The organism is Streptococcus cuniculi, from assembly GCF_001921845.1.
GTDB classification, from domain to species: Bacteria; Bacillota; Bacilli; order Lactobacillales; family Streptococcaceae; genus Streptococcus; species Streptococcus cuniculi.
Window position 1 is genome coordinate 1 of the sequence record NZ_MSJM01000001.1, and the last position, 23,071, is coordinate 23,071.

At 41.6% G+C, this 23,071-nt stretch carries 22 protein-coding genes and 3 pseudogenes; all 25 read right to left on the reverse strand.

The genetic code is table 11. The annotated features are described in order from the left end of the window. Positions 1–265: 265 nt before the first annotated feature. Positions 266–664, reverse strand: coding sequence for an HAD family hydrolase (locus tag BU202_RS00010; protein WP_075103767.1), 399 nt, complete (start codon positions 662–664; stop codon positions 266–268). 12 nt (positions 665–676) lie between these two features. Continuing rightward, positions 677–1,075 carry an HAD family hydrolase gene (locus tag BU202_RS00015; RefSeq protein WP_075103767.1) on the reverse strand — a complete coding sequence of 133 codons (399 nt, stop codon included), beginning with the start codon at positions 1,073–1,075 and terminating at the stop codon, positions 677–679. Between the two features lie 12 nt (positions 1,076–1,087). Then, positions 1,088–1,750 (reverse strand): ArsR/SmtB family transcription factor, encoded by a 663-nt coding sequence (locus tag BU202_RS00020; RefSeq protein ID WP_075103768.1) that lies wholly within the window; start codon positions 1,748–1,750, stop codon positions 1,088–1,090. A 100-nt stretch (positions 1,751–1,850) separates the two neighbouring features. Beyond that, on the reverse strand, positions 1,851–3,110 hold the full coding sequence (locus BU202_RS00025) for a YeeE/YedE family protein (RefSeq protein WP_075103769.1): 1,260 nt from the start codon (positions 3,108–3,110) through the stop codon (positions 1,851–1,853). Positions 3,111–3,184: 74 nt separating this feature from the next. Next, positions 3,185–4,501: an APC family permease gene (locus BU202_RS00030; RefSeq protein ID WP_075103770.1), complete on the reverse strand. Its 1,317-nt coding sequence runs from the start codon at positions 4,499–4,501 to the stop codon at positions 3,185–3,187. Between the two features lie 2 nt (positions 4,502–4,503). Then, positions 4,504–6,201: an FAD-dependent oxidoreductase gene (locus BU202_RS00035; RefSeq protein WP_075103771.1), complete on the reverse strand. Its 1,698-nt coding sequence runs from the start codon at positions 6,199–6,201 to the stop codon at positions 4,504–4,506. A gap of 226 nt (positions 6,202–6,427) precedes the next feature. Continuing rightward, positions 6,428–6,913 carry a hypothetical protein gene (locus BU202_RS00040; protein WP_075103772.1) on the reverse strand — a complete coding sequence of 162 codons (486 nt, stop codon included), beginning with the start codon at positions 6,911–6,913 and terminating at the stop codon, positions 6,428–6,430. A 154-nt stretch (positions 6,914–7,067) separates the two neighbouring features. Further along, complete coding sequence (locus tag BU202_RS00045) at positions 7,068–12,710, reverse strand: Tle-like phospholipase domain-containing protein (protein ID WP_075103773.1); 5,643 nt, start codon at positions 12,708–12,710, stop codon at positions 7,068–7,070. Between the two features lie 777 nt (positions 12,711–13,487). After that, positions 13,488–14,219: a TipC family immunity protein gene (locus BU202_RS00050; RefSeq protein ID WP_075103774.1), complete on the reverse strand. Its 732-nt coding sequence runs from the start codon at positions 14,217–14,219 to the stop codon at positions 13,488–13,490. Between the two features lie 111 nt (positions 14,220–14,330). Further along, complete coding sequence (locus BU202_RS10745) at positions 14,331–14,720, reverse strand: YxiG family protein (RefSeq protein ID WP_075103775.1); 390 nt, start codon at positions 14,718–14,720, stop codon at positions 14,331–14,333. A gap of 14 nt (positions 14,721–14,734) precedes the next feature. After that, a complete protein-coding gene (locus BU202_RS00060; RefSeq protein WP_083605712.1) occupies positions 14,735–15,343 on the reverse strand; it encodes a pre-toxin TG domain-containing protein in 609 nt (202 codons plus the stop codon). 21 nt (positions 15,344–15,364) lie between these two features. After that, positions 15,365–15,793 (reverse strand): hypothetical protein, encoded by a 429-nt coding sequence (locus tag BU202_RS00065; RefSeq protein ID WP_083605713.1) that lies wholly within the window; start codon positions 15,791–15,793, stop codon positions 15,365–15,367. Position 15,794: 1 nt separating this feature from the next. Further along, the gene (locus BU202_RS10495; RefSeq protein WP_167364723.1) at positions 15,795–15,956 is read right to left on the reverse strand and encodes a hypothetical protein; all 162 of its coding nucleotides are present in this window, start codon (positions 15,954–15,956) and stop codon (positions 15,795–15,797) included. Positions 15,957–16,296: 340 nt separating this feature from the next. Next, entirely contained in the window at positions 16,297–16,719 is a 423-nt protein-coding gene (locus tag BU202_RS00070) for a hypothetical protein (protein WP_075103777.1), read from the reverse strand. Between the two features lie 39 nt (positions 16,720–16,758). Beyond that, positions 16,759–17,310 carry a hypothetical protein gene (locus BU202_RS00075; protein ID WP_075103778.1) on the reverse strand — a complete coding sequence of 184 codons (552 nt, stop codon included), beginning with the start codon at positions 17,308–17,310 and terminating at the stop codon, positions 16,759–16,761. Between the two features lie 12 nt (positions 17,311–17,322). Further along, positions 17,323–17,400: pseudogene (locus BU202_RS10750) on the reverse strand (ribonuclease domain-containing protein); the annotation flags it as partial. A gap of 311 nt (positions 17,401–17,711) precedes the next feature. After that, positions 17,712–18,122: a hypothetical protein gene (locus tag BU202_RS00085; RefSeq protein ID WP_075103779.1), complete on the reverse strand. Its 411-nt coding sequence runs from the start codon at positions 18,120–18,122 to the stop codon at positions 17,712–17,714. Then, on the reverse strand, positions 18,106–18,558 hold the full coding sequence (locus BU202_RS00090) for a hypothetical protein (protein ID WP_142354753.1): 453 nt from the start codon (positions 18,556–18,558) through the stop codon (positions 18,106–18,108). The genes BU202_RS00085 and BU202_RS00090 overlap by 17 nt, the downstream gene beginning before the upstream one ends. A gap of 15 nt (positions 18,559–18,573) precedes the next feature. Continuing rightward, a complete protein-coding gene (locus BU202_RS00095) occupies positions 18,574–19,737 on the reverse strand; it encodes a pre-toxin TG domain-containing protein (RefSeq protein WP_075103781.1) in 1,164 nt (387 codons plus the stop codon). A gap of 99 nt (positions 19,738–19,836) precedes the next feature. After that, positions 19,837–20,052 (reverse strand): annotated as a pseudogene (locus BU202_RS10800) (RHS repeat-associated core domain-containing protein); the annotation flags it as partial. 135 nt (positions 20,053–20,187) lie between these two features. Beyond that, on the reverse strand, positions 20,188–20,535 hold the full coding sequence (locus tag BU202_RS00105) for an SMI1/KNR4 family protein (protein ID WP_075103782.1): 348 nt from the start codon (positions 20,533–20,535) through the stop codon (positions 20,188–20,190). Next, on the reverse strand, positions 20,484–20,762 hold the full coding sequence (locus BU202_RS10500; protein ID WP_167364724.1) for a hypothetical protein: 279 nt from the start codon (positions 20,760–20,762) through the stop codon (positions 20,484–20,486). The genes BU202_RS00105 and BU202_RS10500 overlap by 52 nt, the downstream gene beginning before the upstream one ends. An 8-nt stretch (positions 20,763–20,770) precedes the next feature. Further along, entirely contained in the window at positions 20,771–21,157 is a 387-nt protein-coding gene (locus BU202_RS00110; RefSeq protein WP_075103783.1) for a barstar family protein, read from the reverse strand. 112 nt (positions 21,158–21,269) lie between these two features. Continuing rightward, positions 21,270–21,473, reverse strand: a pseudogene (locus tag BU202_RS00115) (cell filamentation protein Fic); the annotation flags it as partial. Positions 21,474–22,024: 551 nt separating this feature from the next. Then, the gene (locus BU202_RS00120; protein ID WP_075103784.1) at positions 22,025–23,008 is read right to left on the reverse strand and encodes a helix-turn-helix domain-containing protein; all 984 of its coding nucleotides are present in this window, start codon (positions 23,006–23,008) and stop codon (positions 22,025–22,027) included. Positions 23,009–23,071: the final 63 nt, after the last annotated feature.

Below are 23,071 nucleotides of genomic sequence, written 5' to 3' on the forward strand. Positions count from 1 at the left end.
AGAGGCTGGTGACGAGTCAAGAGCAGTGAGGCTTGAACAAAGTGAAAGCCAGCGTCTTTAGGCGCTGGCTGGGAATGTGGGCTTATAGCCCCGGTTCAAACCACCCGTTAGACGGGTGGTCATGATTGTTCAATCAAATCACCTGTTTTCCATGAGAGGCTAAGGTCATGGCACATCGATGCGCAAATCGCTGATAAGCCGCTGTTTCATCCACCAGGGTGGAGCCGACATCAAAAAATATCCAGTTTAACACCCTCTTCTCCCACTATTTTGTTTCACGTCTCCAATCAAAATGGGTTCCGTTGACACTGTAAGCCTCAAAGCCACTGCGATTTAAAACCGCGGCTGCTTGATTGGCAATAATGCCGAGACTGTAGGACTGACTTAGATACTCGAGCGTTTGAAGGACGTCAGGATAGAGGGTTTCCCCCTCATGACTCCACCGAGGGCGCAGCTCATCTGGCAAGCCATACCAAGCCCAAGCATTTCTGATTGGAGCTTCTCCAAGCGCAGCCACTTCTTGCATTTTGGCAAAAAATTCTGCCCCAGTCACCTGTTTTCCATGAGAGGCTAAGGTCATGGCACATCGATGCGCAAATCGCTGATAAGCCGCTGTTTCATCCACCAAGGTAGAGCCAACATCAAAAAATATCCAGTTTAACACCCTCTTCTCCCACTATTTTGTTTCACGTCTCCAATCAAAATGGGTTCCGTTGACACTGTAAGCCTCAAAGCCACTGCGATTTAAAACCGCGGCTGCTTGATTGGCAATAATGCCGAGACTGTAGGACTGACTTAGATACTCGAGCGTTTGAAGGACGTCAGGATAGAGGGTTTCCCCCTCATGACTCCACCGAGGGCGCAGCTCATCTGGCAAGCCATACCAAGCCCAAGCATTTCTGATTGGAGCTTCTCCAAGCGCAGCCACTTCTTGCATTTTGGCAAAAAATTCTGCCCCAGTCACCTGTTTTCCATGAGAGGCTAAGGTCATGGCACATCGATGCGCAAATCGCTGATAAGCCGCTGTTTCATCCACCAAGGTAGAGCCAACATCAAAAAATATCCAGTTTAACACCCTCTTCTCCCACTATTTTGTTTCACGTCTCCAATCAAAATGGGTTCCGTTGACACTGTAAGCCTCAAAGCCACTGCGATTTAAAACCGCGGCTGCTTGATTGGCATAGGTACAAAACAAGCCTCGACAATATAAGATAATCGTCTTATCCTTGTCCAGTTTTTCCAAATTATCCTCTAACACGGCATAGGGGATATTGAGCGCCCCCTCCACGTGATCGATTTCAAATTCCACTTCAGAGCGCAAATCGACTAGTTGGGCCTGGCGGGCAAAGACCTTATTTTTAGCTTCTGCCAAGTCAATGGTCTTAATCTGATCATCGGTCGCAATGAATTGCTGCTCAATAAAGCTCAACATCGGTGATTGCTCCTCGCTAATCTGGTGAATATCGCGCAACAAATGCTCAACCATTTCAGATGAGACACGGTACCAGACATATTTCCCCTCTTTTTGCAGGGTCACCAGACTAGCTTCTTTTAACACTTGGAGATGCCGAGAGGTATTGGCAATGGTCATATCTGTCATTCGAGCCAGCTGCTCTACGGATTTCGGCCCATGAATAAGCCTGTGTAGGATTTCTAACCGTTTTTCACTGGATAGTGCTTTTCCGATGCGTACGTATTCCTTGAAAATCTGATCCATGTACTGTCTACTATCTACCAAAGTCCTTGACATTCCTCTTTTCCATTCATTCTTCAGTATTGATTATACCATATCTTTTTTTATCTGAATGAAAAAAGCCCTTACTTTCCTGAAAAAGCAAGGACCCAAATGCTTATACGTCAAATTTCTTAGCAGCCATATTTCCAAGAATACCACCGCTCACAAGGAAGATGAGGAAGACCCATCCAGATAGAGAGAAGTTGGCAATCGGTGTAAAGAGAGCTCCTACGTTACATCCATTTGCCAAACGTGTTCCAAATCCCATGAGGAATCCTCCGAGGATATAGAAGAATGATTGCTTACCTGTAATCCGTAGTTCAGATTTGCAGACCTTGGTAAAGGTTCCTGAAGTCAACAAGAAGACAACTGTTCCAAGAACAATACCGAGGTTTTGAACGCTGATTGGATGTTGTAAAAATGGTGTAGTAAAGGCTTCTTCTGGCATGAGAGTGAAGTTTGCAAGACTACTAGCATCTACACCAAACAAGAGCAAGACCTGTCCAAACCAAAGACCGTAAGGTGTACTTGCACCCCATCCAGCCTTAGTAATCCCCATTAGGAGAGTAAAGAGAATGGCAAGTACAACTGCTGCTGTCCGTAAAGACCATGCTTTGACAAAGAGGCGGTCATACCAATCATCTGCTGTTACAGGCGCTTCAGCTGCTTCTGCAACTTCCATGTCTTGGATTTTTTCACCAAAATGACCAGAGTAGGTTCCCTCTTGTTTGCGACGAGCTTCATAACGATAGGCCATCCAAATCACGATGAGACACAAGATACCTGTCAACACGAGCGCACCTAGGTAACCATCCAAGCCGTCAAACTTAAAGAGGTCAGGCAAGTAAACTCCACCATATAATTTTTCGCCGGTCTCACTACTTACCCAAGATTTTTGAATCCAAGAAGCACTGTTTTGGATAGGAAATCCGATAAAGACACCTAAACAGAAGAAGATGAGAGTCAGCAAGCCTCTAGGAAGCGCAGTAACCAAGTCTGTCAATACACCTGAAGCACAGCAAGATGAGAAGGTCATTCCAAAGCCAAAGAGAATTCCTCCGAGCAACAAGCCCCAGTTGATGGGGTTCACCCACAAATCATAGGTAGAGGCATCGACATTAAACAAGAAGGCGCTACTCAACAAGCACGTGATGAAGAACATCATCATCATGGTCCGCATGAGGCGGGTCGAACCTGTCCGATAGGCACGATTAACACTACCGGCAAATCCTGTGTAGCCACGACTAAGGGTATACCCCAGACCCGCACCAATCACTAGCCGGAAAAACAGCATGTCTGAAGACAGGTAATAATGCCCGAAAAGTAAGATTGCAACAATCCCTACTATTCCGACCGTACGTTCGAGATTTTTCATTTTCATTCTCCTAAATTTTTCTTTTCTACTGCATACACACCAACAATTTCTATGTGTAATCTATTTGATGCGTATTATTTCCGATTGCCAGCCACTCTAAAGTACAAGAGCCCCAGCAATATCCAACCTAATAAAATCCCCATCGAAATGCCACCTAGTTGACTAGGAGAACCTGGTACTAGAAGTAATCCGATAAAGAAGAAGCTAATGACAACGCCTAACTGGCTCAATCGTTTATCGACTGGACTTTTAGCCAGTCTAGCGCTAATAAAGCAGACGTAAGCATAGGTGACTGCCGCCATGAGACTTGATAAATCGACAATATACAAGATGACCTCACGTCCTAGGAATAAGAGCATGGCTGCTATCAACGATACAAATTTCAAGGCCTGCTCTGCTACTTGGTGTTGATTTTGTTGTGCATAGCGACTCGGCAACAACTCATAAAGAGCAAGCGAGGAGACCACCCGGCTACTTGCAATCAGAAAGCCGTTAATCCCACCTACAACTGCCGCAAACAAGGCGATACAAAGAGCTCCAAAGCCAAACCAGCCTGCATAGGTCAAGACTGCACTACCACTCGCCCAGGCTAGGTTTTTAGCCTGAACAGGTGCATAGGCCAGCGCCGTCATCAGATTCAACAAGTTATAAATCAAGACACCAACTGTTGTCGCAAGCAGAGTCACCTTGGTCGCCGCCTTGATGGAAAAGCCCAAATCCGTCATCACCTGTGGGACAATATCAAAGCCAACAAATAAGAAAGGGATAATGGCGACCACCCTGATAATCGCTGCCAAATCAAGCTGATAATGTGCGACATAAGATGCGTAGAACTGCTGCTTATTTCCATGGAAAAACATCCAGATACTCAAGACGACGACCGTCGCCACCAGACAGAGAATCAAGATTTTTTGAAAGGTCATCGACAGGACTAAACCGCGCTTGTTAATCCAGTAAAAGAAATAGATAATGCCCATCCCGATGCCAATCTCTGACAGGTAAACAGGATAGCCTGCAATCGTGTAGAGATAGCCGTAGGAAACAGTTCCCAAGACTTCTTTCAACACTAGGACAACAGCTGTCGCATTTAAGGAAATCAGCGTTAGGTAACAAAAGCTCAACGCCCAACCAACAGCAAATCCGTGTTTCTTTCCTAGATGAACCAGCGTATAGGAGAATTCGCCTCCTTGCTCATGGTGATGAAACATCATCGTATGGTAGCCAACTTGAATGGCATAGATTAAAATGCCTCCAACCACAAAACCAATAGCAGTATTGATCACTCCTGCTTCTGGTAAAAATTTATTGCCCGGCAGGTAGAAGGAACCCCAACCAATCACAGCCCCAATCACGAGGGCAATCACGTCTAATTTCGATAATCCCTTTGACATAACTAATCAAAATTGTAGCCTGTGACAATCGAGTCGCGCCCTGTCGTCTGATCTTTGAAATACTCGTAGTAGCTAAGCATCAAGAAAGATCCTTGGATATTGATGATATTATCATATCCATATCCTTTTAAGGCGCAGATGGCATAGTAGCTATTCCAAGAAGTCCGGCAATGAATGTAAACTGGTCTGTCTTTGGGAATTTCATCTAAGCGCATGCGAATTTCATCGAGCGGAATATTGACTGCACCCTTGACATGAGCAGCGTCAAAGGCCTCTTTCCCACGAACATCGAGGATAAATTCGCCCTGTTCAACCAAACTGCGAACGCTGGTGACAGGTACTTGCTCATAGACACCATGTAAGTAGTTCAAACCAACGATTCCTGCAAAATTCACGACATCCTTAGCCGTAGAAAAGGCTGGCGCATAACACAATTCCAAGTCTTTCAAATCTTCTAGATAGCCACCCATGCTGATGACTGTGGCAATGACATTGATATTTTTGACAGGATTTCCCTTGCTGATTGCCTGGGCTCCAAGAACCTTTCCAGTCGGATATTCATAGATAAGTTTGAAGTGCATTGGCGAAGCCTCTGGCATGAGACCGACACGGTCATTGGGAATCACGAGGGCAACACGATAATCGATTCCTTGAGTTTGACAGCTCTTTTCATTGAGACCAGTTGCTGCCGCATTCAAACCAAAGATGCGGATACAAGACGAACCAATCACACCACGATTCGGTTGTGGTTGACCAGATAGGGCATCAGCGAGATTCCGGGCCTGCTTCTGGGCAGGACCTGCTAATGGCAGACGCATTTTCTTGCCTGTCTGACGATTGGTCACTTCAATCGCATCTCCAATCGCATAGACATCTGGTAAATTGGTCTGATAGGTCGCATCAACCGCAATCGCTCCTGTTTCACCCAATTGAATGCCAGATGCAACTGCAAACTCTACATCAGGTGTGACACCAATTGCCATAATCACTGCTTGCGCAGGTAGGGTTTTGCCGCTAGAAAGACGTACGCTATCTGCTGTAATCTCTTCTACCGCATCTTCCAAGATGAGGTTGACACCATTATCTAGGAGTTCTTTGTGTAACATCTGCACCATGTCCTCATCAAAAGGCGTCATGATTTGCGAACTTGCTTCGACTAGGTGAACAGTTTTACCAGCTTTTTTCAAGCATTCAGCGACTTCTACACCGATAAAGCCACCCCCAACTACAACAACCTCTGCTGCATCGGCTACTGTCAAATGCTGGTCAATCGCTCGCACATCAGACACATTTTTCAGACTAAAGACATGAGCACTGTCAATTCCTTTGATAGAGCGTGGCAAGATTGCCCTTGCTCCAGGTGATAGAATCAAAGCATCGTAACTGTCTTCGAACTCTTCACCAGTTTCCAGATTTTTCACCACTACCTTATGCTGGTCTGAAAGAATCTTCACCACTTCATGACGGACCTTGACGTCTAGGTTGTAGGTCTGTTTTAGACTAGCTGGGTTATAAAAGATCAAATCCTCAATGTCTGCTACTTCTCCGCTAAAATAGTTGGGCAAGCAACAATTTGAAAAGGAAACGTCATATCCCTTATCGTAGATTTGAATCGGAACATGTTCATCGATTCGGCGCAGTCTAGCCGCAACAGAAGCCCCTCCTGCGACACCACCGACGACAATATATTTTTTCGTCATTTTCATCCTCCGTAGTTTGTGATATTTTTTTCAAACTTATTTTAACATTCAATTGAATGTTTGTCAACGTTTTCAAATAAACATACCCCATCTTTTTTATTTCCTTCCTAATCAGCTACGCAACAGGCACAATTTGAACAGCCAAGACTAAAAACAGCACGGGGTAAGTGCGAAACAAAAAGACCTTGCCAGTTCTTTCTGACAAGGTCTTTCAGCCATTTCAAGTCTATATGAATTTCTCTAAAAAACGCGGGGTTACAATTTCTTGTTGAAACTGTTCAACTATATCCTTGGTAAACAAGCCCAACAGCTCTAAACTTTCAGAGGGATTGATTTCAAATGTGGCATACGTAGCCTTTGTGAGATAGCTATGAAGCTCGGGGTAATTTCTCATATAGCTATACCCCTGAGGAGCATAAAACGGAGACATCCTTCTTGCTTCATCTAATGAGATTGGCTTATCTAAAATAGATAAAGAGTGAATGGCAGAGAAATAATTCGCTCCTTCCCGGTAGTGCTCCTTCAACTTTAACCGCTTATCATGGTTTAGAGTAGAATCATTCATATATGTGTTTATGCTGTTTCGTTTCCCTATAACCAATTTGCCTACAATTATTTTCTTCTGTTCTTCGCCTATGCGACATGTATATTCTCCTCCCATTATACCATAGCTCGGAGCAATCGATGACTGCTCGCATTCCATTTCCCACATATTTTAATGATACCTTGCAGAACCTATCCTCTTCAGCGTAAAAAATCCTATCTGACAGACAATCAGATAGGATTTATATATGCGAATGTGAAGTAGCATTGAGTGTTTACAATCTACTGGAGATGTTTTGAGAAATGCCCCGCCTATGGATGCCTCACTCTGCACATCTATCCTTCTTCCGCCTTGGAATCCCTAATAGGCTAGCAACGAGGAGCATAAGCCCTGCTATTGGTAGAGGGGAGGTACTGCCTGTATCAGGCAACCTTTTATTTTGGCTTCCTTGAGCACCCAGACTCGCTTCTACTTCTCCCGTATCTGAGCTACCCGCGCGATTAGGCGCTGTTAAATTGCCCATAGAGCCAGTAGAGAGGCTGACACGAGGAGCTTCCTTGAATTTTGTATTCCCCCAATCGTGCGGCGTTTTTAATCCACCCCCTGCTAGTGGAGGTCTTTCTTGCGACTGGGTATCTGTATCAGCAGACTTGTTGGTATCCAATTTCCCATCAGATGTCCCCGTTTGGGAAGGCTGGACAGATTGTGATGGTGCAGGAGAATTTGGTAAGCTGTCTCCAACTGAATCATCTTTTCCAGTTTCAGACTCTGATTCTTCTGTAACTTTATCTGAATCTGATACTTCGGGTTCTTTGTCAGATGGTTCGGTAGAAGCTGGTTTCTCATCCGGACTTACTGGCTCCGGCTTGGCCGAGTTAGATTCCGAAGAATCGTTATCTTTGTCAGATGATTCCTCTGGCTTGGCTTCATCAGTATCTGACGGTTCAGCTACATTGGAATCAGCCTGACCAGTTTCCGAGTTAGACGATTCGGGAGAGTTTGTTTCCTCTGTTGGACTTGCTGGCTCATCGGTCGCAGGGGCTGTTTTATCTTCTGTGTCAGTCGAATTATTTTCCTCGGTCGGAGTTACCGGTTCAGGTGATTCATCTGGAGTTTCTCCCTCTGGCTCGGTTGGAGCGGGTTTGGCCTCATCGACCTCTGGCTCTGTAGTTTCAGATTCTTTTTTATCCGAATCAGTTTCTGCTGGTGCGATAGGAACTGGTTCTTCAGTCGTAGGGTCAGTTTTATCTTCTGTGTCAGTAGAATTATCCCCATCGGTCGGAATTACCGGTTCAGGTGATTCATCTGGAGTTTCTCCCTCTGACTCGGTTGGCAGTTCTGAATCAGACTCTGCTGGTGCAGGCTTGTCCGAGTCGACTTCTGGCTCTGTAGTTTCAGGCTCTTTTTTATCCGAATCAGTTTCTGCTGGTGCAGGATTGTCCGAGTCAGATTCCGAAGAATCGTTATCTTTGTCAGATGATTCCTCTGGCTTGGCTTCATCAGTATCTGACGGTTCAGCTACACTTGAATCAGCTTGACCAGTTTCCGAGTTAGACGATTCGGGAGAGTTTGTTTCCTCTGTTGGACTTGCTGGTTCCTCGGTCGCAGAGTCAGGTTTATCCTCTGTGTTAGTCGAATTATTTTCCTCGGTTGGAGTTACTGGTTCAGGTGATTCAACTGGCTGCTCTCCCTCTGAATCGGTTGGTAATTCTGAATCTGGCTCTGATGGTGCAGGCTTGTCAGAGTCAGATTCCGAAGAATTGTTATCTTTGTCAGATGATTCCTCTGGCTTGGCTTCATCAGAATCTGACGGTTCAGCTACACTTGAATCAGCTTGACCAGTTTCCGAGTTAGACGATTCGGGAGAGTTTGTTTCCTCTGTTGGACTTGCTGCCTCATCGGTCGCAGAGGCAGATTTATCCTCTGTGTTAGTCGAACTGTCTTCCTCAGTCGGAGTTACTGGTTCAGGTGACTCAACTGGCTGCTCTCCCTCTGGCTCTGTTGGTAGTTCTGAATCTGGCTCTGTTGGAGCGGGTTTGTCCTCATTGACTTCTGGCTCTGAAGTTTCAGGCTCTTTTTTATCCGAATCAGGTTCTGATGTCTCGTTTTCTTTATCTGATGGTTCGGTAGAAGCTGGTTTCTCATCCGGATTTACTGGTTCAGGCTTGTCCGAGTCAGATTCCGAAGAATCGTTATCTTTGTCAGATGATTCCTCTGGCTTGGCTTCATCAGAATCTGACGGTTCAGCTACACTTGAATCAGCTTGACTAGTTTCAGAATTTGACGGTTCAGCTACATTGGAATCAGTCTGACCAGTTTCCGAGTTAGACGATTCGGGAGAGTTTGTTTCCTCTGTTGGACTTGCTGGCTCATCAGTCGCAGGGGCAGGTTTATCTTCTGTGTGATTCGAACTGCCTTCCTCGGTCGGAGTTACTGGTTCAGGTGATTCAACTGGAGTTTCTCCCTCTGACTCGGTTGGCAGTTCTGAATCAGACTCTGCTGGTGCAGGTTGATTCTCATCAACTTCTGGCTCTGTAGTTTCAGATTCTGAACCTTCTATAACTGTATCTGGTTCTGATACTTCGGATTCTTTGTCAGGTACCGCAGAAGAATTTGGCTCATCAGTCGCAGGGTCTGTTTTATCTTCTGTGTCAGTCGAATTATTTTCCTCGGTCGGAGTTACTGGTTCAGGTGACTCAACTGGCTTCTCTCCCTCGGGCTCTGTTGGCAAGTCTGAATCTGGCTCTGATGGTGCAGGCTGGTTCTCATCAACTTCTGGCTCTGTAGTTTCAGATTCTTTTTTATCCGAATCTGGTTCTGATGTCTCGTTTTCTTTGTCAGAAGATTCCTCTGGCTCGGCTTCATCAGTATCTGACGGTTCAGCTACATTGGAATCAGCCTGACCAGTTTCCGAGTTAGACGATTCGGGAGAGTTTGTTCCCTCTGTTGGACTTGCTGGCTCATCAGTCGCAGGAGCAGGTTTATCCTCTGCGCCAGCCGAATTGTCCTCATCGGTCGGAGTTACCGGTTCAGTTGACTCATCAGGCTTCTCTCCCTCTGAATCGGTTGGTAATTCTGAATCTGGCTCTGTTGGAGCGGGTTTATCCTCATCGACTTCTGGCTCTGTAGTTTCAGATTCTGGGGCTTCTGTAACTGTAGTTGGTTCTGATGTTTCCGGTTCTTTGTCAGATGATTCCTCTGGCTTGGCTTCATCAGTATCTGACGGTTCAGCTACATTGGAATCAGCTTGACCAGTTTCCGAGTTAGACGATTCGGGAGACTTTGTTTCCTCTGTTGGACTTGCTGGTTCCTCGGTCGGAGTTACTGGTTCAGGTGACTCAACTGGCCTCTCTCCCTCGGGCTCGGTTGGAGCGGGTTTGTCCTCATCGACTTCTGGCTCTGTAGTTTCAGGCTCTTTTTTATCCGAATCAGGTTCTGATGTCTCGGTTTCTTTGTCAGATAATTCCTCTGGCTTGGCTTCATCAGTATCTGACGGTTCAGCTACATTGGAATCAGTCTGACCAGTTTCCGAGTTAGACGATTCGGGAGAGTTTGTTTCCTCTGTTGGACTTGCTGGCTCATCAGTCGCAGGGGCAGGTTTATCTTCTGTGTGATTCGAACTGCCTTCCTCGGTCGGAGTTACTGGTTCAGGTGATTCAACTGGAGTTTCTCCCTCTGACTCGGTTGGCAGTTCTGAATCAGACTCTGCTGGTGCAGGTTGATTCTCATCAACTTCTGGCTCTGTAGTTTCAGATTCTGAACCTTCTATAACTGTATCTGGTTCTGATACTTCGGGCTCTTTGTCAGGTACTTCCGAAGAATTTGGCTCATCGGTCGCAGAGTCAGGCTTATCATCTGTGTTAGTCGAATTATTTTCCTCGGTTGGAGTTACTGGTTCAGGTGATTCAACAGGCTGCTCTCCCTCTGGCTCGGTTGGTAATTCTGAATCAGGCTCTGCTGGTGCAGGCTTGGCCTCATCAACTTCTGGCTCTGTAGTTTCAGGCTCTTTTTTATCCGAATCAGGTTCTGATGTCTCGGTTTCTTTGTCAGATGATTCCTCTAGTTTGGCTTCATCAGTATCTGACGGTTCAGCTACACTTGAATCAGCTTGACTAGTTTCAGAATTTGATGATTCAGCCGAATTGTCCTCCTCAGTCGGAGTTACTGGTTCAGGTGATTCATCTGGAATTTCTCCCTCTGGCTCTGTTGGTAGTTCTGAATCTGGCTCTGTTGTAGCAGGGGTATCCGAATCAGGTGCTGGATTCGTTGCTTCGGAATTATCAGATGACGCTGGAGTGGCAGAGGTGCCTGCTTCTGGGTTATCGGGTTGATTTTCAGTAGCGGGACTTGAATCCGTTGGGTTTGTCTGAACTGGCTCTGTACTATCTTCTGGGACTTCAACTGGCTTGGTAGGCTCAACGAAGGTAATCGGTACTTCAATAAAATCCTTCGACCGATCTGGATATTCTATAATCAGCGTCGCGGTCCTACTTCCTGTTGTGCTAGAATCTGGCAAGGTGGTCAAATCCCAATAGAGATAGGTGTCAGACTGTGGAAGATCCTGCCGATTGGTTATCATCTCCTCTGAATTTGGCAGACTTGCTGGTAGCGATGAACCAACTGGCAGAACAATCGGCTCCTCCTTAGTAGTCGGTTGATAGCGTGTTGAGTCATCCTCTTTTGCAGTAAAATTCAAATGGTAAAGCCACTCATCTTGATACCCTGTACCTGCCAAACTGCCCTTTTTCCCATTCACAAATCCTGGAAACTCTCTTGAAATCCGATCCTCGAAATAACTTCTAGAACCGTGCCCCTCCTGCGTACGACCGACATTGATGGAATGTTTAAAATTGCCAGTCCAAAACGTGACATTATCATTGGAAACGACATAATGCGTGACCTTTCCAGCTTCTGTGAGTTTATCTCCTCTTTTCGCAACGCTGTTTAGCCCATTGAAAATATTACCTGAAATCTTCGGTGCATTAAAGGTATAGCCTTTCCGAATCCAGGAATAGCCCTTGTCATGAGCTTCAACCATGCCACGCTGGACTAAATAACCTCCTAGAGAATGACCCGTGAGGTAGAGATTGTCCACCTTTTTTTCATCATTTAATTTCTTGAGTAAATTAATGACGGACTGAGCCTGATTAGGATTGAGTCCAAAGGCAATCTTCGCATCGTCTCTCACATCTTCAGCCCCTGCGGTCCCTCTAATGGCAAGGACTTGGAGTTTCTTATCGTCTAAGTAGTCTCCTGGAGCTTCCCCATACTTTTCCCTGTTGAATCGGTTTTCAAATAATACCGCATCAAAACCATTAGCCTCATGATAGGTCTCTTTCACAGTCCAAAATGGAGCTAATTCTTTATGCATAATCTCATACTCTTTACGCCCTTGATAGCGATCAATCGTGTAAAGAGTCGGATCAAGAACTTGACGGATATAAGCATCATCTCGGTAAACCAATTCCATAAATAGGACGGCTTCACGAGCCGTAATGTCTTCCCATTTTCGTGGATTTGTCTGGCGTTGTTTTGCCTCTTCACCATCCAACCATCCATCACCATCCGTATCTGCTAACTTGGGATGACTATGATAACCATAATATTTCTTACCCTCTACCTCGTAGACATAGAGTTCTTCTTTATTGGTCAAGCCATCCTGATCATCATCTTGGTCTGGATCAAGAGGTGGCTGCTGGTACAAGGTTCGATCTACGATATTACCCTCCAGCGTGATTTTTCCTCTCGCAATTTTGAGGGCATCCTCACTCGTTAAGGGGGAGACACTTCCAGTAGAGGCAGTCAGATTCGCATTATGATTTCCGACCTCATCAGCCCTTGCTTCAACACCACCAAAGCAAAGGAGGCTTCCCACCGCAATACTCGCTGCTCCAAAGTACAATTTCCGAATGGAAAATGTCTGTTTCAGCGCGTACCAATTAAAACGCTTCTTAGAATGATTCATCGTTATTCCTCCGTATCATTTTTGTTTCTCTGTTTTTAGACTTGAAAAAGGGGAGTAAGATAAAATCGTTAGACAACATCCCGATTATCCTCACTCCCTATCGCCAACTGCTGCTGGATTACAGCATCCTGTCACATACTGCAAGCACGGCCTTCCACCTTGGCTTTTTTATATTTTTCTGAATGCCGCCAATAACGTCTACTACAAAGGGCGCTACAAAACCTTGTTCTACGATCTAGGACTCCTGCAACGGTCACAACCTTGTTTCCGCATTTTCGACAATGGAAAGTCCTACTCTCATAAAAGGAGCTGATCTTCTGTTTTTCCATCATTGTGCTACTCTTTCCTCTCTTGATTTATCAAGGCTAACAAGCCCAATTGTGCAATGCTGACTACTGACTATCTACTTACCTCTTTGAATCTTATCTAATAGGTAAATAGGACAATAAATAGTAATCAATTGATTATACTACCATTATATAATCATTTGATTACCCAGTCAACTACTTTGATGTTGATAAAGAATTTTTTTGTGAGAAAATACAAACGAACAGAAACCGAATGCTAGAACCAAACTCCCTTCCGTCAATTTTAAAATTTGAGCAAAGAAAAAGCCTTGATGTCAAGACTTTTTTATATATACATTCTTATTATATGGCTTTAAGCCCAGTTTCGCACCCTATGGAGCAAGACAAATTAAAAGTCCAGATTGATGTAAATATCAATCTGGACTTTCTTATATATTCGGATATTAAGGTAGCTTACCTACGCTTGGCATTACTGAAATATATCCAACCGTTCTATCTTAACATCTCCTAAGTTGTCAAAAGAATAGCGTTGACTGCCTTTGTCAAACCAGCGTTTGAGAACGACATCATTTAGCATATAGTCTGACTTTGCACGAATCCAATTGGCGTCTAGCCCATAAGGTTTTAGATACTCTAACACTTCCTTGGTATCCGTCAGCTGCAAACTTGGCAGGCCTTTGGAGGAGCTGAAACCGTATTGTCTTTTTAGAGTTTCTGCCAAATTATTTGTTTGTTTAAAAGCTTCATCTTCTATATCATAAGTAGCAGTCGCAAACGCCCAGGAGGTATCTGAATTAGCAATCTCTACACTCTCCGTCAATTTACTATCCTTATAGTACCAATTTATATATAAAAATATATTTGGAGATAGTTGCTTTCCATATTCTAAAAACAATACATTATTAAGTCCTACATAGGCTGCTATGATTTCATCTTCTTGTACTAATGTATTTTTTATTGGTAAGCCTTTAATTCTATCTGGCTTTCTATACGCTTGGCTACTATCTAAGGCAATACTTAAATTAGGGAGCTTTACAAGACCTTCCGAATGGACTGACGCATAGTTCATCTCTTTAAAGACATTATCTAGCGATTGATATTGTCGGTCACGTTCTACATGCAAGTACACTTTATAGAAACAAATAAGTAGAAGCGGAATGGCAACTATATAAACCAGCCTTCTCATCGTTTTCTTTTTCATCTAGTCACCTTTCTATTTACTTATAATCTGACTTATGTCGTGCCAGATGACCAATAAAGTTCGATGTAGTGAGTTTCATAGTCACACTTTGAAAAAATCTTTGGTCATATATTATATCCTATAATCTATACCGTCAATGGTAATCGTTTTTGACTCTATAATCAGAATCTTGCTCCACAATTCTATTAAGATATTCCCGTAGCCTCTATACGAATTTACCCAAGTTTCTTCTGATAATAAATGAAACCTTACCGAATCGTCTAGAATATATATACTGGTTAGTTCTACATAGTCATCATCATCAAACTCAAGAATGTTGAGGCGATGATCTGTATCATTATTTATAAAATAGAGACAAGATACATCACTCAATGCAATCTGATGCTCACTATATTCGGTAGTTTGACATTGGATGGATACCCGATTTTTAAATAAGTCGCATTCAAACTGAGTGACCTTCGATTCAAAAAACGACTCAAGTAGTCCTTGTACATTATGCATGTTATTAATTACCCCTATATTTTTTTTATAATATGAACAATTTGGTCAGCAGAACCATCAGAAATATCTATATGTGTAAATTGTCGTAATGACGATAGGTTCCCATTTAAGTCTAACGAACCTTTACCATCAATGCTAACTCTAAAATATGGAGCAGTCCTACCACCACTTCCTTGATCCATTATTCTTATAATAATTGGTTTATTCCCATTCGGCACCTCTACTTTATATCCGTTTTTTAAATTCGATACACTTCCGCTAAGGCTCTCTGCAACATCATCTGCAATATTACGTAGATTTACCTTTGTATAGACTCTACTTATATCCGATACATCATCAACAGTATCCGCAGCTTTCAGACCCTTAGAAGCTCTATAAGCCGTAGTTGCATCACTAACATCGTCTACTGTATCAATCATTCTAGCTGCTGTTGCGGCGACTTTGCCTCCCTTGCCAACTTTCCCTAATTTGGCAATTGGAAATAAATAGCCAACCCCATCAAAGGCAAGTCCTCCAAATGCTAACCATCTATTGGCTTTATCCCCTGTCACAGGGTCTTTTCCAGTCCATAAACGATAAGCAGATTGATTGTATCCTAATATCTCATAGAAAGATTTGCTAATAAATTTAGCATCAAGTTGGTATTAATTGTTCCAGAAAAAACCTTGGTCTGCAATTAAAACCTTAGAAATCTCAATATCTTGGCAAACGATATCCATTGTAATGAGCGACAATATTGCTTTACATCTGATTAGAAATTCATTGTGCTCCATTAGTGTAATTGTATGTCCTGTATAACCATAAAGTTGCCCAGCTCGTAGATTCTTTACATCTTCATATCTCCACAAAACTTTGTCACTACTTCCAGCTACAAAATGTCCAGCATCAGTTTCATAGCTAACGCTTGCACATCTTAGATATTTTAATTCCCAGCAATATGTGTCACGCTCATCTGAATCACATTCAATATAGATAGTCACCTCGTCTCCAAAATAATTGGCTCTAATATCTAGAATTTGAGCATCCCAATAATTAGTATTGTTTATCGCTTCTATTTTTGATTTAATTTCCACATTATTTCCCTCCATTATTCCAAGGAATATGCCCTGCTGATGAACGGCTATTAACAATATTTTCATTAATATCTAACAAATTGCCTGTCTCATCTGTCGTGGTCTTGGTTGAACCATAGAGTTTGTAGCTACTTGAAGCAGCTAACGCACCATCTTTCGTCAAGCCTGTGACTGAACCTGCTTGGTTAGTCAGATACTGGTAGGTTTCATTTGTTTGGTGATTGAGGTACGAGTTTCTACCATGGCCATAGCTATAGGTCTCCCGAGCTTTCAGGTCATGGTCATAGGTTTGAAGGACTCTGGTATGTTCCCGATTGATGTCGTTGACATAGTTGCGTTCTTTATAGTAGTAGAGCAGTCTACAATGAGCCCAAATTAGACTATCTACCCTTCCTAAGCAAAACCGACCTTTATCTCATTACAGGAATACTTTTAAATTTGTATTATTCACAATACTAATCTTAATACGCCATAATTTCAAGGATTATCGTAAACTTTTATCTTTAATACGGAAAAAGCGTGCTTTTGGATAGAGTATTCTTTCCGACCATTTCTTCTACATTGATTGAAAAACTCCTCCAAAAATCTGCCTTGGATTTTACGTATAATTGGCAACGGTGCTTTCGCTCATCATTGTCCGCAATTTCCAAATCCAATTCCACAAGCATGTCATCATTGGCTTTTTTGGGGTATAATAACATGGAAAAACTTGGTGTATACTGTCCAGTCATCTGTCCAAAGGTGATACTGGTCTTGCTCTGTTTTTCTAGATGCAGACGAATACTTCTCATATTATTTATCAACTCTACTGAGGAAATATAACAATATTGATACATAGTCACAAATTCTGTTGCGACTTCAATTTTTAATTCTATTAAATCTTCACATTCATCCCGCCAAATAATTTCTAAAGAAAAGTTATCCATTTGTGTTCCTTATATTATATTGTCATCAAAAGGCTCCAGCTAATACAATTCATCCATCCAAAATGGAACATGTACCACTTGTTCAAAACGTATATCTTTCTGTTTTTTTAATCCAAACTCTACAAAAAAGTAATCAAGTAGATTTTCACCATAGCAAATGATATCAATATCATGAATAGATAAAACGGGCGCAGTTGTTTCCATAATAGGTAAATATCGATGTCCATAGATGGGGATCAAGCGAGCTGCTTTTTCTAAAAGAGAGTTAATTTTTACCCATTTATCTTGTAAATTTTGTGGTTCTTCCCCCCAAATACTGTTCCATTCAATCTCTTCATAACAAGCTAGGACATCTTCATAAGGTTGTAAAAAGACTTCTTTTATAAATTGAATATTTTCTACACTCCTGTCTCGCCAGTTATAAAAGTCTACCCCAATAGGTAAAAGTTGACTGTAAAAATCAATCCATTCTTTTGGAAAAGTAACATGATATAGATTTTCTAACTCCTGAATTTCATTTTTCGTTAATCCGTCTTCTATGCGTATATTCTGTTTTCGAAAGATAAGCATGAGTTCTTTTAATTTGCTCATAATACTCCTTCCTTATTTAACTCTAGTAAATGACTTATAATGATTGTCCGTATACCAAACCGAACCATCGTCTCCAATGATAATCCGTTCTAATCCACGATTTTCCCTTTAATATTAGGATAAATATCATACTCCCTATATATAGGACCATCTGGTAATTTTTGATCTCCTGGATTTTTGGGCATATTATTATATATCCTATTGCCCTTGTATAAACACCTAACGTAATACCATCATAATACTGGGTACTTGCGGTCGCATAATCGCTATTATTTTGCTTCATTGACTAGCTCAATCGCCTACAGCACTACGAAATCTATTTAACAGCTTTCGATGCATCTTGGGCATCATCTTAGGCGAGAACTACTAGTTTTATAATAAAAATGAACAACTATAGCAATCTAGCTTTTACCGTTGATTAACTCTATTATTTCTGGATAATTATGACAAAGAATTTCAACTGTAAAATTTATCCCAATTACAAAAACATGATGTAACGATTCTTTTTCCTCCTTTGTCATATTAGAAAGGATAGAATTTCCAAATTGACCATCATGAATTTCAACAAGTACGACATCATCAATTACTGGTCGACCTTCAAAATTATTCACAAAATCTCCGCCATTCATTGACCAACTTTCACTTATTATTTCAAAGTAATAGACACTAGAAAATTCAATAGAAAAGCTTTTTTTCGCATCTTTTATCCCTTTTAAAGTGACTGTAAGATGATTAGCTTTATCCAATTTCGTGTATAGCTGATACCAATCCAGAGGAATTTTATTGTCTGCTATATCACTCCACCAGACCATATTTATATCCCCCTTCAGTAATATATACATCATTTGTTTTGTCAATAATAATATCTAATATCGCATTATTAGCTACTAACCTATAATGATCTGTTTCATATAAATCAGATATTCCAAAAGAACGGTCAGTTAAATATCTATGTAATTGACTATTTTCAACTTTATATAAATTATATTTTAATCCCATATCGACAATATATTTTGTAATTTTCAAACTGACATTTGTTATTCGGCAGTAATCACATAATCCAAATTCAATTTTTACAAAATTTGCCGACTCTCCAGCTAAATAGGCAACAGCACCTTCCTCTCCAAATTCAAATGAGAGATAGTAGTTATCTGCCAAAATAGATTCTGCTATAGGAATATGTTTTTCTATAGTTTGAAATAAACTTCCCATTTTATGTACCTTTCCTTGTAATAAGCTATTTGCCATATCGAATTTCATAGGTTACTGCACTTTTTGTTTCAATTGAAACTCTAAAGTGGCTCCTTTTCCACTCGAACTAAAATCTCTGACTACAACCTTTGTACCATCTGGTAAAGTTCCTACTTTTAGATTACCTTTATCTATTATTCTTGTTTCAACATTTGAAAGTTTTAACGAATCAAAATCTTTTACTGCTTGATTGTATCCACCTGATGAACGATAATTTCGTCTACCACTACCAATTGTCATGTCATCTAGCCCCTTTACAAATTCATCGACTACTTCTTGACCAGTGAGAGCTTTCTTCCCATCATTAACTGCATCCGCAGCTTTGAAAGCTCTTGAGGTGTCACTCACATCATCCACAACATCAACTGCTTTCACTGCATCACTAACATCGTCTACTGTATCAATCGTTTTAGCTGCTGTTGCGGTGACTTTACCTCCCTTGACAAGTTTTCCTAATTTAGCAATTGGAAGCAAATAGCCAACACCATCCAAGGCAAGTCCTACGCCTGCCCACCAACGATTTGCATCTTCTCCTGTCACAGGGTCTTTTCCAGTCCATAAACGCTTGGCATTATACCAACCAGTTACTTCACCAACAAGTGTCTTAGCAGCTTTAACTGTGGTATCCCAAGCATGTTGATTATCAGCTGCTATCTGAGCTTTCGTCCGGTTATAGGTTCCAACCCCATCACTGATATTAAAGTTCCCAGCTAGAGCATGTACCGCAGACATATCTCCCGCTTGAGCTTTTTTGATGAGAGCTTGAAGCTCACTATCAGTTAATTGCTTTCTCTTACTATCATCTTTTCCTTTAGATTGAGGTTGGTTACTTGTACTAGAAGTACCATTCCAGCTGGCAACTCCTCCACCTCCAAAGCTAATAGGTTTAAGAGTTGACCCTTTATCTCGTGCCTTGGTCGTTTTCGGGTCACACACATGTCGCATCGTTTGTTGGAGTGCTTTGCCCCAGTTTACTGCGAGATTTCCTGCTTCACGAATCTTGAAAGCCACTTTTGCTCCGACAGCTGCTAGGTAGTCACTCCTAATCTTCGCTTTTTGCGTATCTGTATAGTGGTGTGAATGAGCTTTCACCATCGTATAGCGGACAGTGGCTGTCGCTGCTTTGATACTAACTGACGCAAACTGAACAGCTGCCCTAATTGGTGCCACAAGCATAGAGGCGAAGCTCTTTATGCCAGCTGTGAAAGCAGATGCAATCGGAGATTGTTTGCGTCCCCCTCCCATGGTGGAGAGTACAAATCTATGCCCACTTGGGTCAGTGTAGTTAACTGGGTTGTTACGGACATAGGCATAGCGGTTCTGGCTAAGTGGGTCGGTCTCTTGACCTTGGTAGCTGTCTTCTGTGAGGAAGGTACCCGCATGACTATCATAATACCTTGCCCGTAAATAGTCAAGTCCTGTACCATCTCGCGCCTCGCCATTATAGGCATAAGGGTTACCCGTCTCATCTGTCGTGGTCTTAGTTGAACCGTAGAGTTTGTAGCTACTTTAAGCAGCTAGCTCACCATCTTTCGTCAAGCCTGTGACAGAACCTGCTTGGTCAAGCGATTGTTGTCATCGTAGCTAAAGGTGGTTTTCTTATTATAATCACTATTTTATTATGAATTAACTACTCTCATTTTGTAAATTACACTCCTCAGCATATTCCAACCAAGCATCAATATTTGGGAAAATTTCTTTTTGTTCCCAGCCCGAATTTGCAAAATCATGAATAACATGAACTGTAGTATTATCACTTCCGTCAAAGCAAGCAATATCATCATTATCATCTCTTTTAGCAAATGGATACAATCTGCGATCGGGATATCTAGTCTGAAGTCCCTCAAATCTTCTACTAGTTTGTTCATCATTCATCAAATACCAAGCGCCAAAATCAACAAGACCTTCAGATATCAAACTTTTTATTTGTTGTGGATAGGTAAAGAAAGAATGCTCAAATGTAATAATTGACATAAACTAATTTTCCGTTCTAAATTATAAGCTCCATAAGGATTTCCTGTTCGGAAAGAGGATATTTGTTTCCCAACTCGTAACTCAACAGTTTCTCCCCAAGTTACAGGAGCTCCATTGCGTGTTGTAAATCGATCAATAAATTCATCTGGAAGAGTATCAGTATGCTGGCGTGTTCTAGCTGTAGCATCAATCCCGGCTCCTCTAGCAGCAACTACTCTATAATACATTTTCCTGTTCAATCAACTAAGTAAACGTTAAATGACTTTTTTTCTCCGCCAACAACATATTTTTCAACATCTCCATCCCACCACTCAACTGTATCAAAGAGGATTGACAATAGGATCTGTCTAAAATCCGAGTTACTATTAAAAATCCATTGCTGATTAGTAAAAAATACATAAGTAATATCATTTTTTATCCAATAAGAATCACTCAAAACATCTCTTAAACCTGCCCAATTCGTCACTTTTCTCTCAATGTGGAAAGATTGACATATATAGTTTATAGCACTATCTTTGTCTTGTAGCAACTTGCCATTTAGGGTAAGTATACAAGCTTTTTCCGGAATATTAAAAATAATTTCCTTTTTTTCAACCATGCTAATTGTTTTAAAAATATTCATACTACTCTACCTTTACAAATGTTTGATAATGCTTAGAGCTATAATACACACTCCCATCACTACCACGAGATAGCCCCATTCCCAAAAAGATTGGGTTGGTTTTGGGATTATACTATTCAACTCCCAAGATGCCCAGACAAGTTTCTAATCTCTCATTAACATATTTAGCAAATAAATCTTCCATTGCAGACAAATCACCTTTTGAATGATAAGTATCAAACGCTTGATAGTAGGCAAGGCGATCTGTAAATTTAATATCAATCGGCGGATAGCCAGCCTTCATCAATTCTAAATACCCCACAATAAGGCGGCTTGAATAACAGTCATATCATTCATATCATTTCTCACTTTCATATCTGATTATACCATAGTTCGGAACAATAGGTCATTTATCAGAACAATACAAACATATAACCTCTCAATCACCGTGAGTTAAACTCCTTAAAGAAACATAACTGAAATGTTCCCACTCTTGTTGACTCATCAGACATGCTTTGTGTGATAATGCTTCTACCTCTTCACTCCACTCCGTTACATTCGAAAATCCCTAGACCAAACCTTTCTGGATTTACATTTATAAAGAGGGTGCGTTTATTCCCACAAACTCCTATTCTATGGAAATCTACATACCCGCCATGGGTCACTGGAAACAAATTTAGATAGTTCTTCACTATAAAACCTACTACTACAACTCTCAATCGGATACTTCTACTATACAAGAAAAAGCCTTGGTTCCAAGGCTTTTCACTATCCCTTTCGTTCAAAGGTTTTTAGAATTTTACGAGCAAACTAACTGCCTCGGCGGTTCCCTGTCTCCAATCGCTACGCCGCCATGCTGCTTGTGATTTAGCTCGTCAAACTGGAAGTTTACTTTTCATCTTGCTTGTCAATTACAAGATTACAAATAATATCTACTACCCCAAATAGAATCCCTGCTATTAGCCATGTTACCCAAGTAATATGCCAATCGTTAGTCAAAAAACTCCATCCAAGATAAATTGCAGTCGTTATCAGCCAATATGCCGCCCCTATTGCTTCGGTTATTTTGTTTTTTCCTTTTCTTTTATTAGAAAAATCACCTTCTTTTAGAAGCCTTTGCATACTTGACCATCTAACACCTGCAACAATAAAAAACATCACACTAATTCCCACAATAAGCATGGTAATGCAAAGCATAAGCATTGTTAAAAGTCCGTTTTCTGAAAATGTACCACACAACAGGGGGATAGGTGCCAAAATACAACCACAAGCTCCGATATAATTATATTTCACATATGTACTGTGATAAGTATTCTGTCTATCTCTTACAAGTCCGGTAACACCATACTCCGTTCCAAAGGGTTCTTTATCTAAAAATTGGTATGGAGCGTTCTTAAACCCAACACGAATGAACATATAGACTGCAATCGCTACAATGGGAAAAATCGAAATCACGCCGATTCCAATTGCAGTGTTGTCGGCAATCGGGAATGGAGTCAGCTCACTTATTGCGATTAAAAGAAACAAAGGAATGGCACAAATGATACACAAAAATGTAGCAATCGCTATCTTAACCGAGGCATCTTTCCGCTGTTTCAGATATTCGTTTGCCTCTGCAAGAGTAATCTTTCGAATTATAGTCTCATCTACACTATCTATAAATTCCTCATCTTCAAGTTCGTCTTTCAATAAATAATCGGTTGTCACCCCAAACAAATTACTAAGCTGAAGAATCTTTCCCAAATCAGGTGTGGTCTGGGCTGCTTCCCATTTGGAAACGGCCTGACGAGAAACCTCCATCTTTTCAGCAAGTTCTTCCTGTGACCAACCGTTTTTCTTTCTGAATCGTATTATTTTATCTGCTAAAATCATTGTCATTACCTCCGTGGTGATTTTATACCACCATTATAGTATTTTTAACGGTTGCAAGCCAAC

Excerpts from the sequence above, each read along its gene's own strand:
- BU202_RS00075 (WP_075103778.1), bottom strand. The coding sequence starts at position 17,310 with ATGAGCAAATTAAAAGAACTCATGCTTATCTTTCGAAAACAGAATATA.
- BU202_RS00040 (WP_075103772.1), bottom strand. The coding sequence starts at position 6,913 with ATGTGGGAAATGGAATGCGAGCAGTCATCGATTGCTCCGAGCTATGGT.
- BU202_RS00045 (WP_075103773.1), bottom strand. The coding sequence starts at position 12,710 with ATGAATCATTCTAAGAAGCGTTTTAATTGGTACGCGCTGAAACAGACA.
- BU202_RS00105 (WP_075103782.1), bottom strand. The coding sequence starts at position 20,535 with ATGTCAATTATTACATTTGAGCATTCTTTCTTTACCTATCCACAACAA.
- BU202_RS00120 (WP_075103784.1), bottom strand. The coding sequence starts at position 23,008 with ATGATTTTAGCAGATAAAATAATACGATTCAGAAAGAAAAACGGTTGG.
- BU202_RS00020 (WP_075103768.1), bottom strand. The coding sequence starts at position 1,750 with ATGTCAAGGACTTTGGTAGATAGTAGACAGTACATGGATCAGATTTTC.
- BU202_RS00035 (WP_075103771.1), bottom strand. The coding sequence starts at position 6,201 with ATGACGAAAAAATATATTGTCGTCGGTGGTGTCGCAGGAGGGGCTTCT.
- BU202_RS00070 (WP_075103777.1), bottom strand. The coding sequence starts at position 16,719 with ATGGATAACTTTTCTTTAGAAATTATTTGGCGGGATGAATGTGAAGAT.
- BU202_RS00090 (WP_142354753.1), bottom strand. The coding sequence starts at position 18,558 with ATGGCAAATAGCTTATTACAAGGAAAGGTACATAAAATGGGAAGTTTA.
- BU202_RS00030 (WP_075103770.1), bottom strand. The coding sequence starts at position 4,501 with ATGTCAAAGGGATTATCGAAATTAGACGTGATTGCCCTCGTGATTGGG.
- BU202_RS00095 (WP_075103781.1), bottom strand. The coding sequence starts at position 19,737 with ATGCTTGTGGCACCAATTAGGGCAGCTGTTCAGTTTGCGTCAGTTAGT.
- BU202_RS10745 (WP_075103775.1), bottom strand. The coding sequence starts at position 14,720 with ATGCATAATGTACAAGGACTACTTGAGTCGTTTTTTGAATCGAAGGTC.
- BU202_RS00085 (WP_075103779.1), bottom strand. The coding sequence starts at position 18,122 with ATGGTCTGGTGGAGTGATATAGCAGACAATAAAATTCCTCTGGATTGG.
- BU202_RS10500 (WP_167364724.1), bottom strand. The coding sequence starts at position 20,762 with ATGTATTATAGAGTAGTTGCTGCTAGAGGAGCCGGGATTGATGCTACA.
- BU202_RS00025 (WP_075103769.1), bottom strand. The coding sequence starts at position 3,110 with ATGAAAAATCTCGAACGTACGGTCGGAATAGTAGGGATTGTTGCAATC.
- BU202_RS00050 (WP_075103774.1), bottom strand. The coding sequence starts at position 14,219 with ATGAAAAAGAAAACGATGAGAAGGCTGGTTTATATAGTTGCCATTCCG.
- BU202_RS00110 (WP_075103783.1), bottom strand. The coding sequence starts at position 21,157 with ATGAATATTTTTAAAACAATTAGCATGGTTGAAAAAAAGGAAATTATT.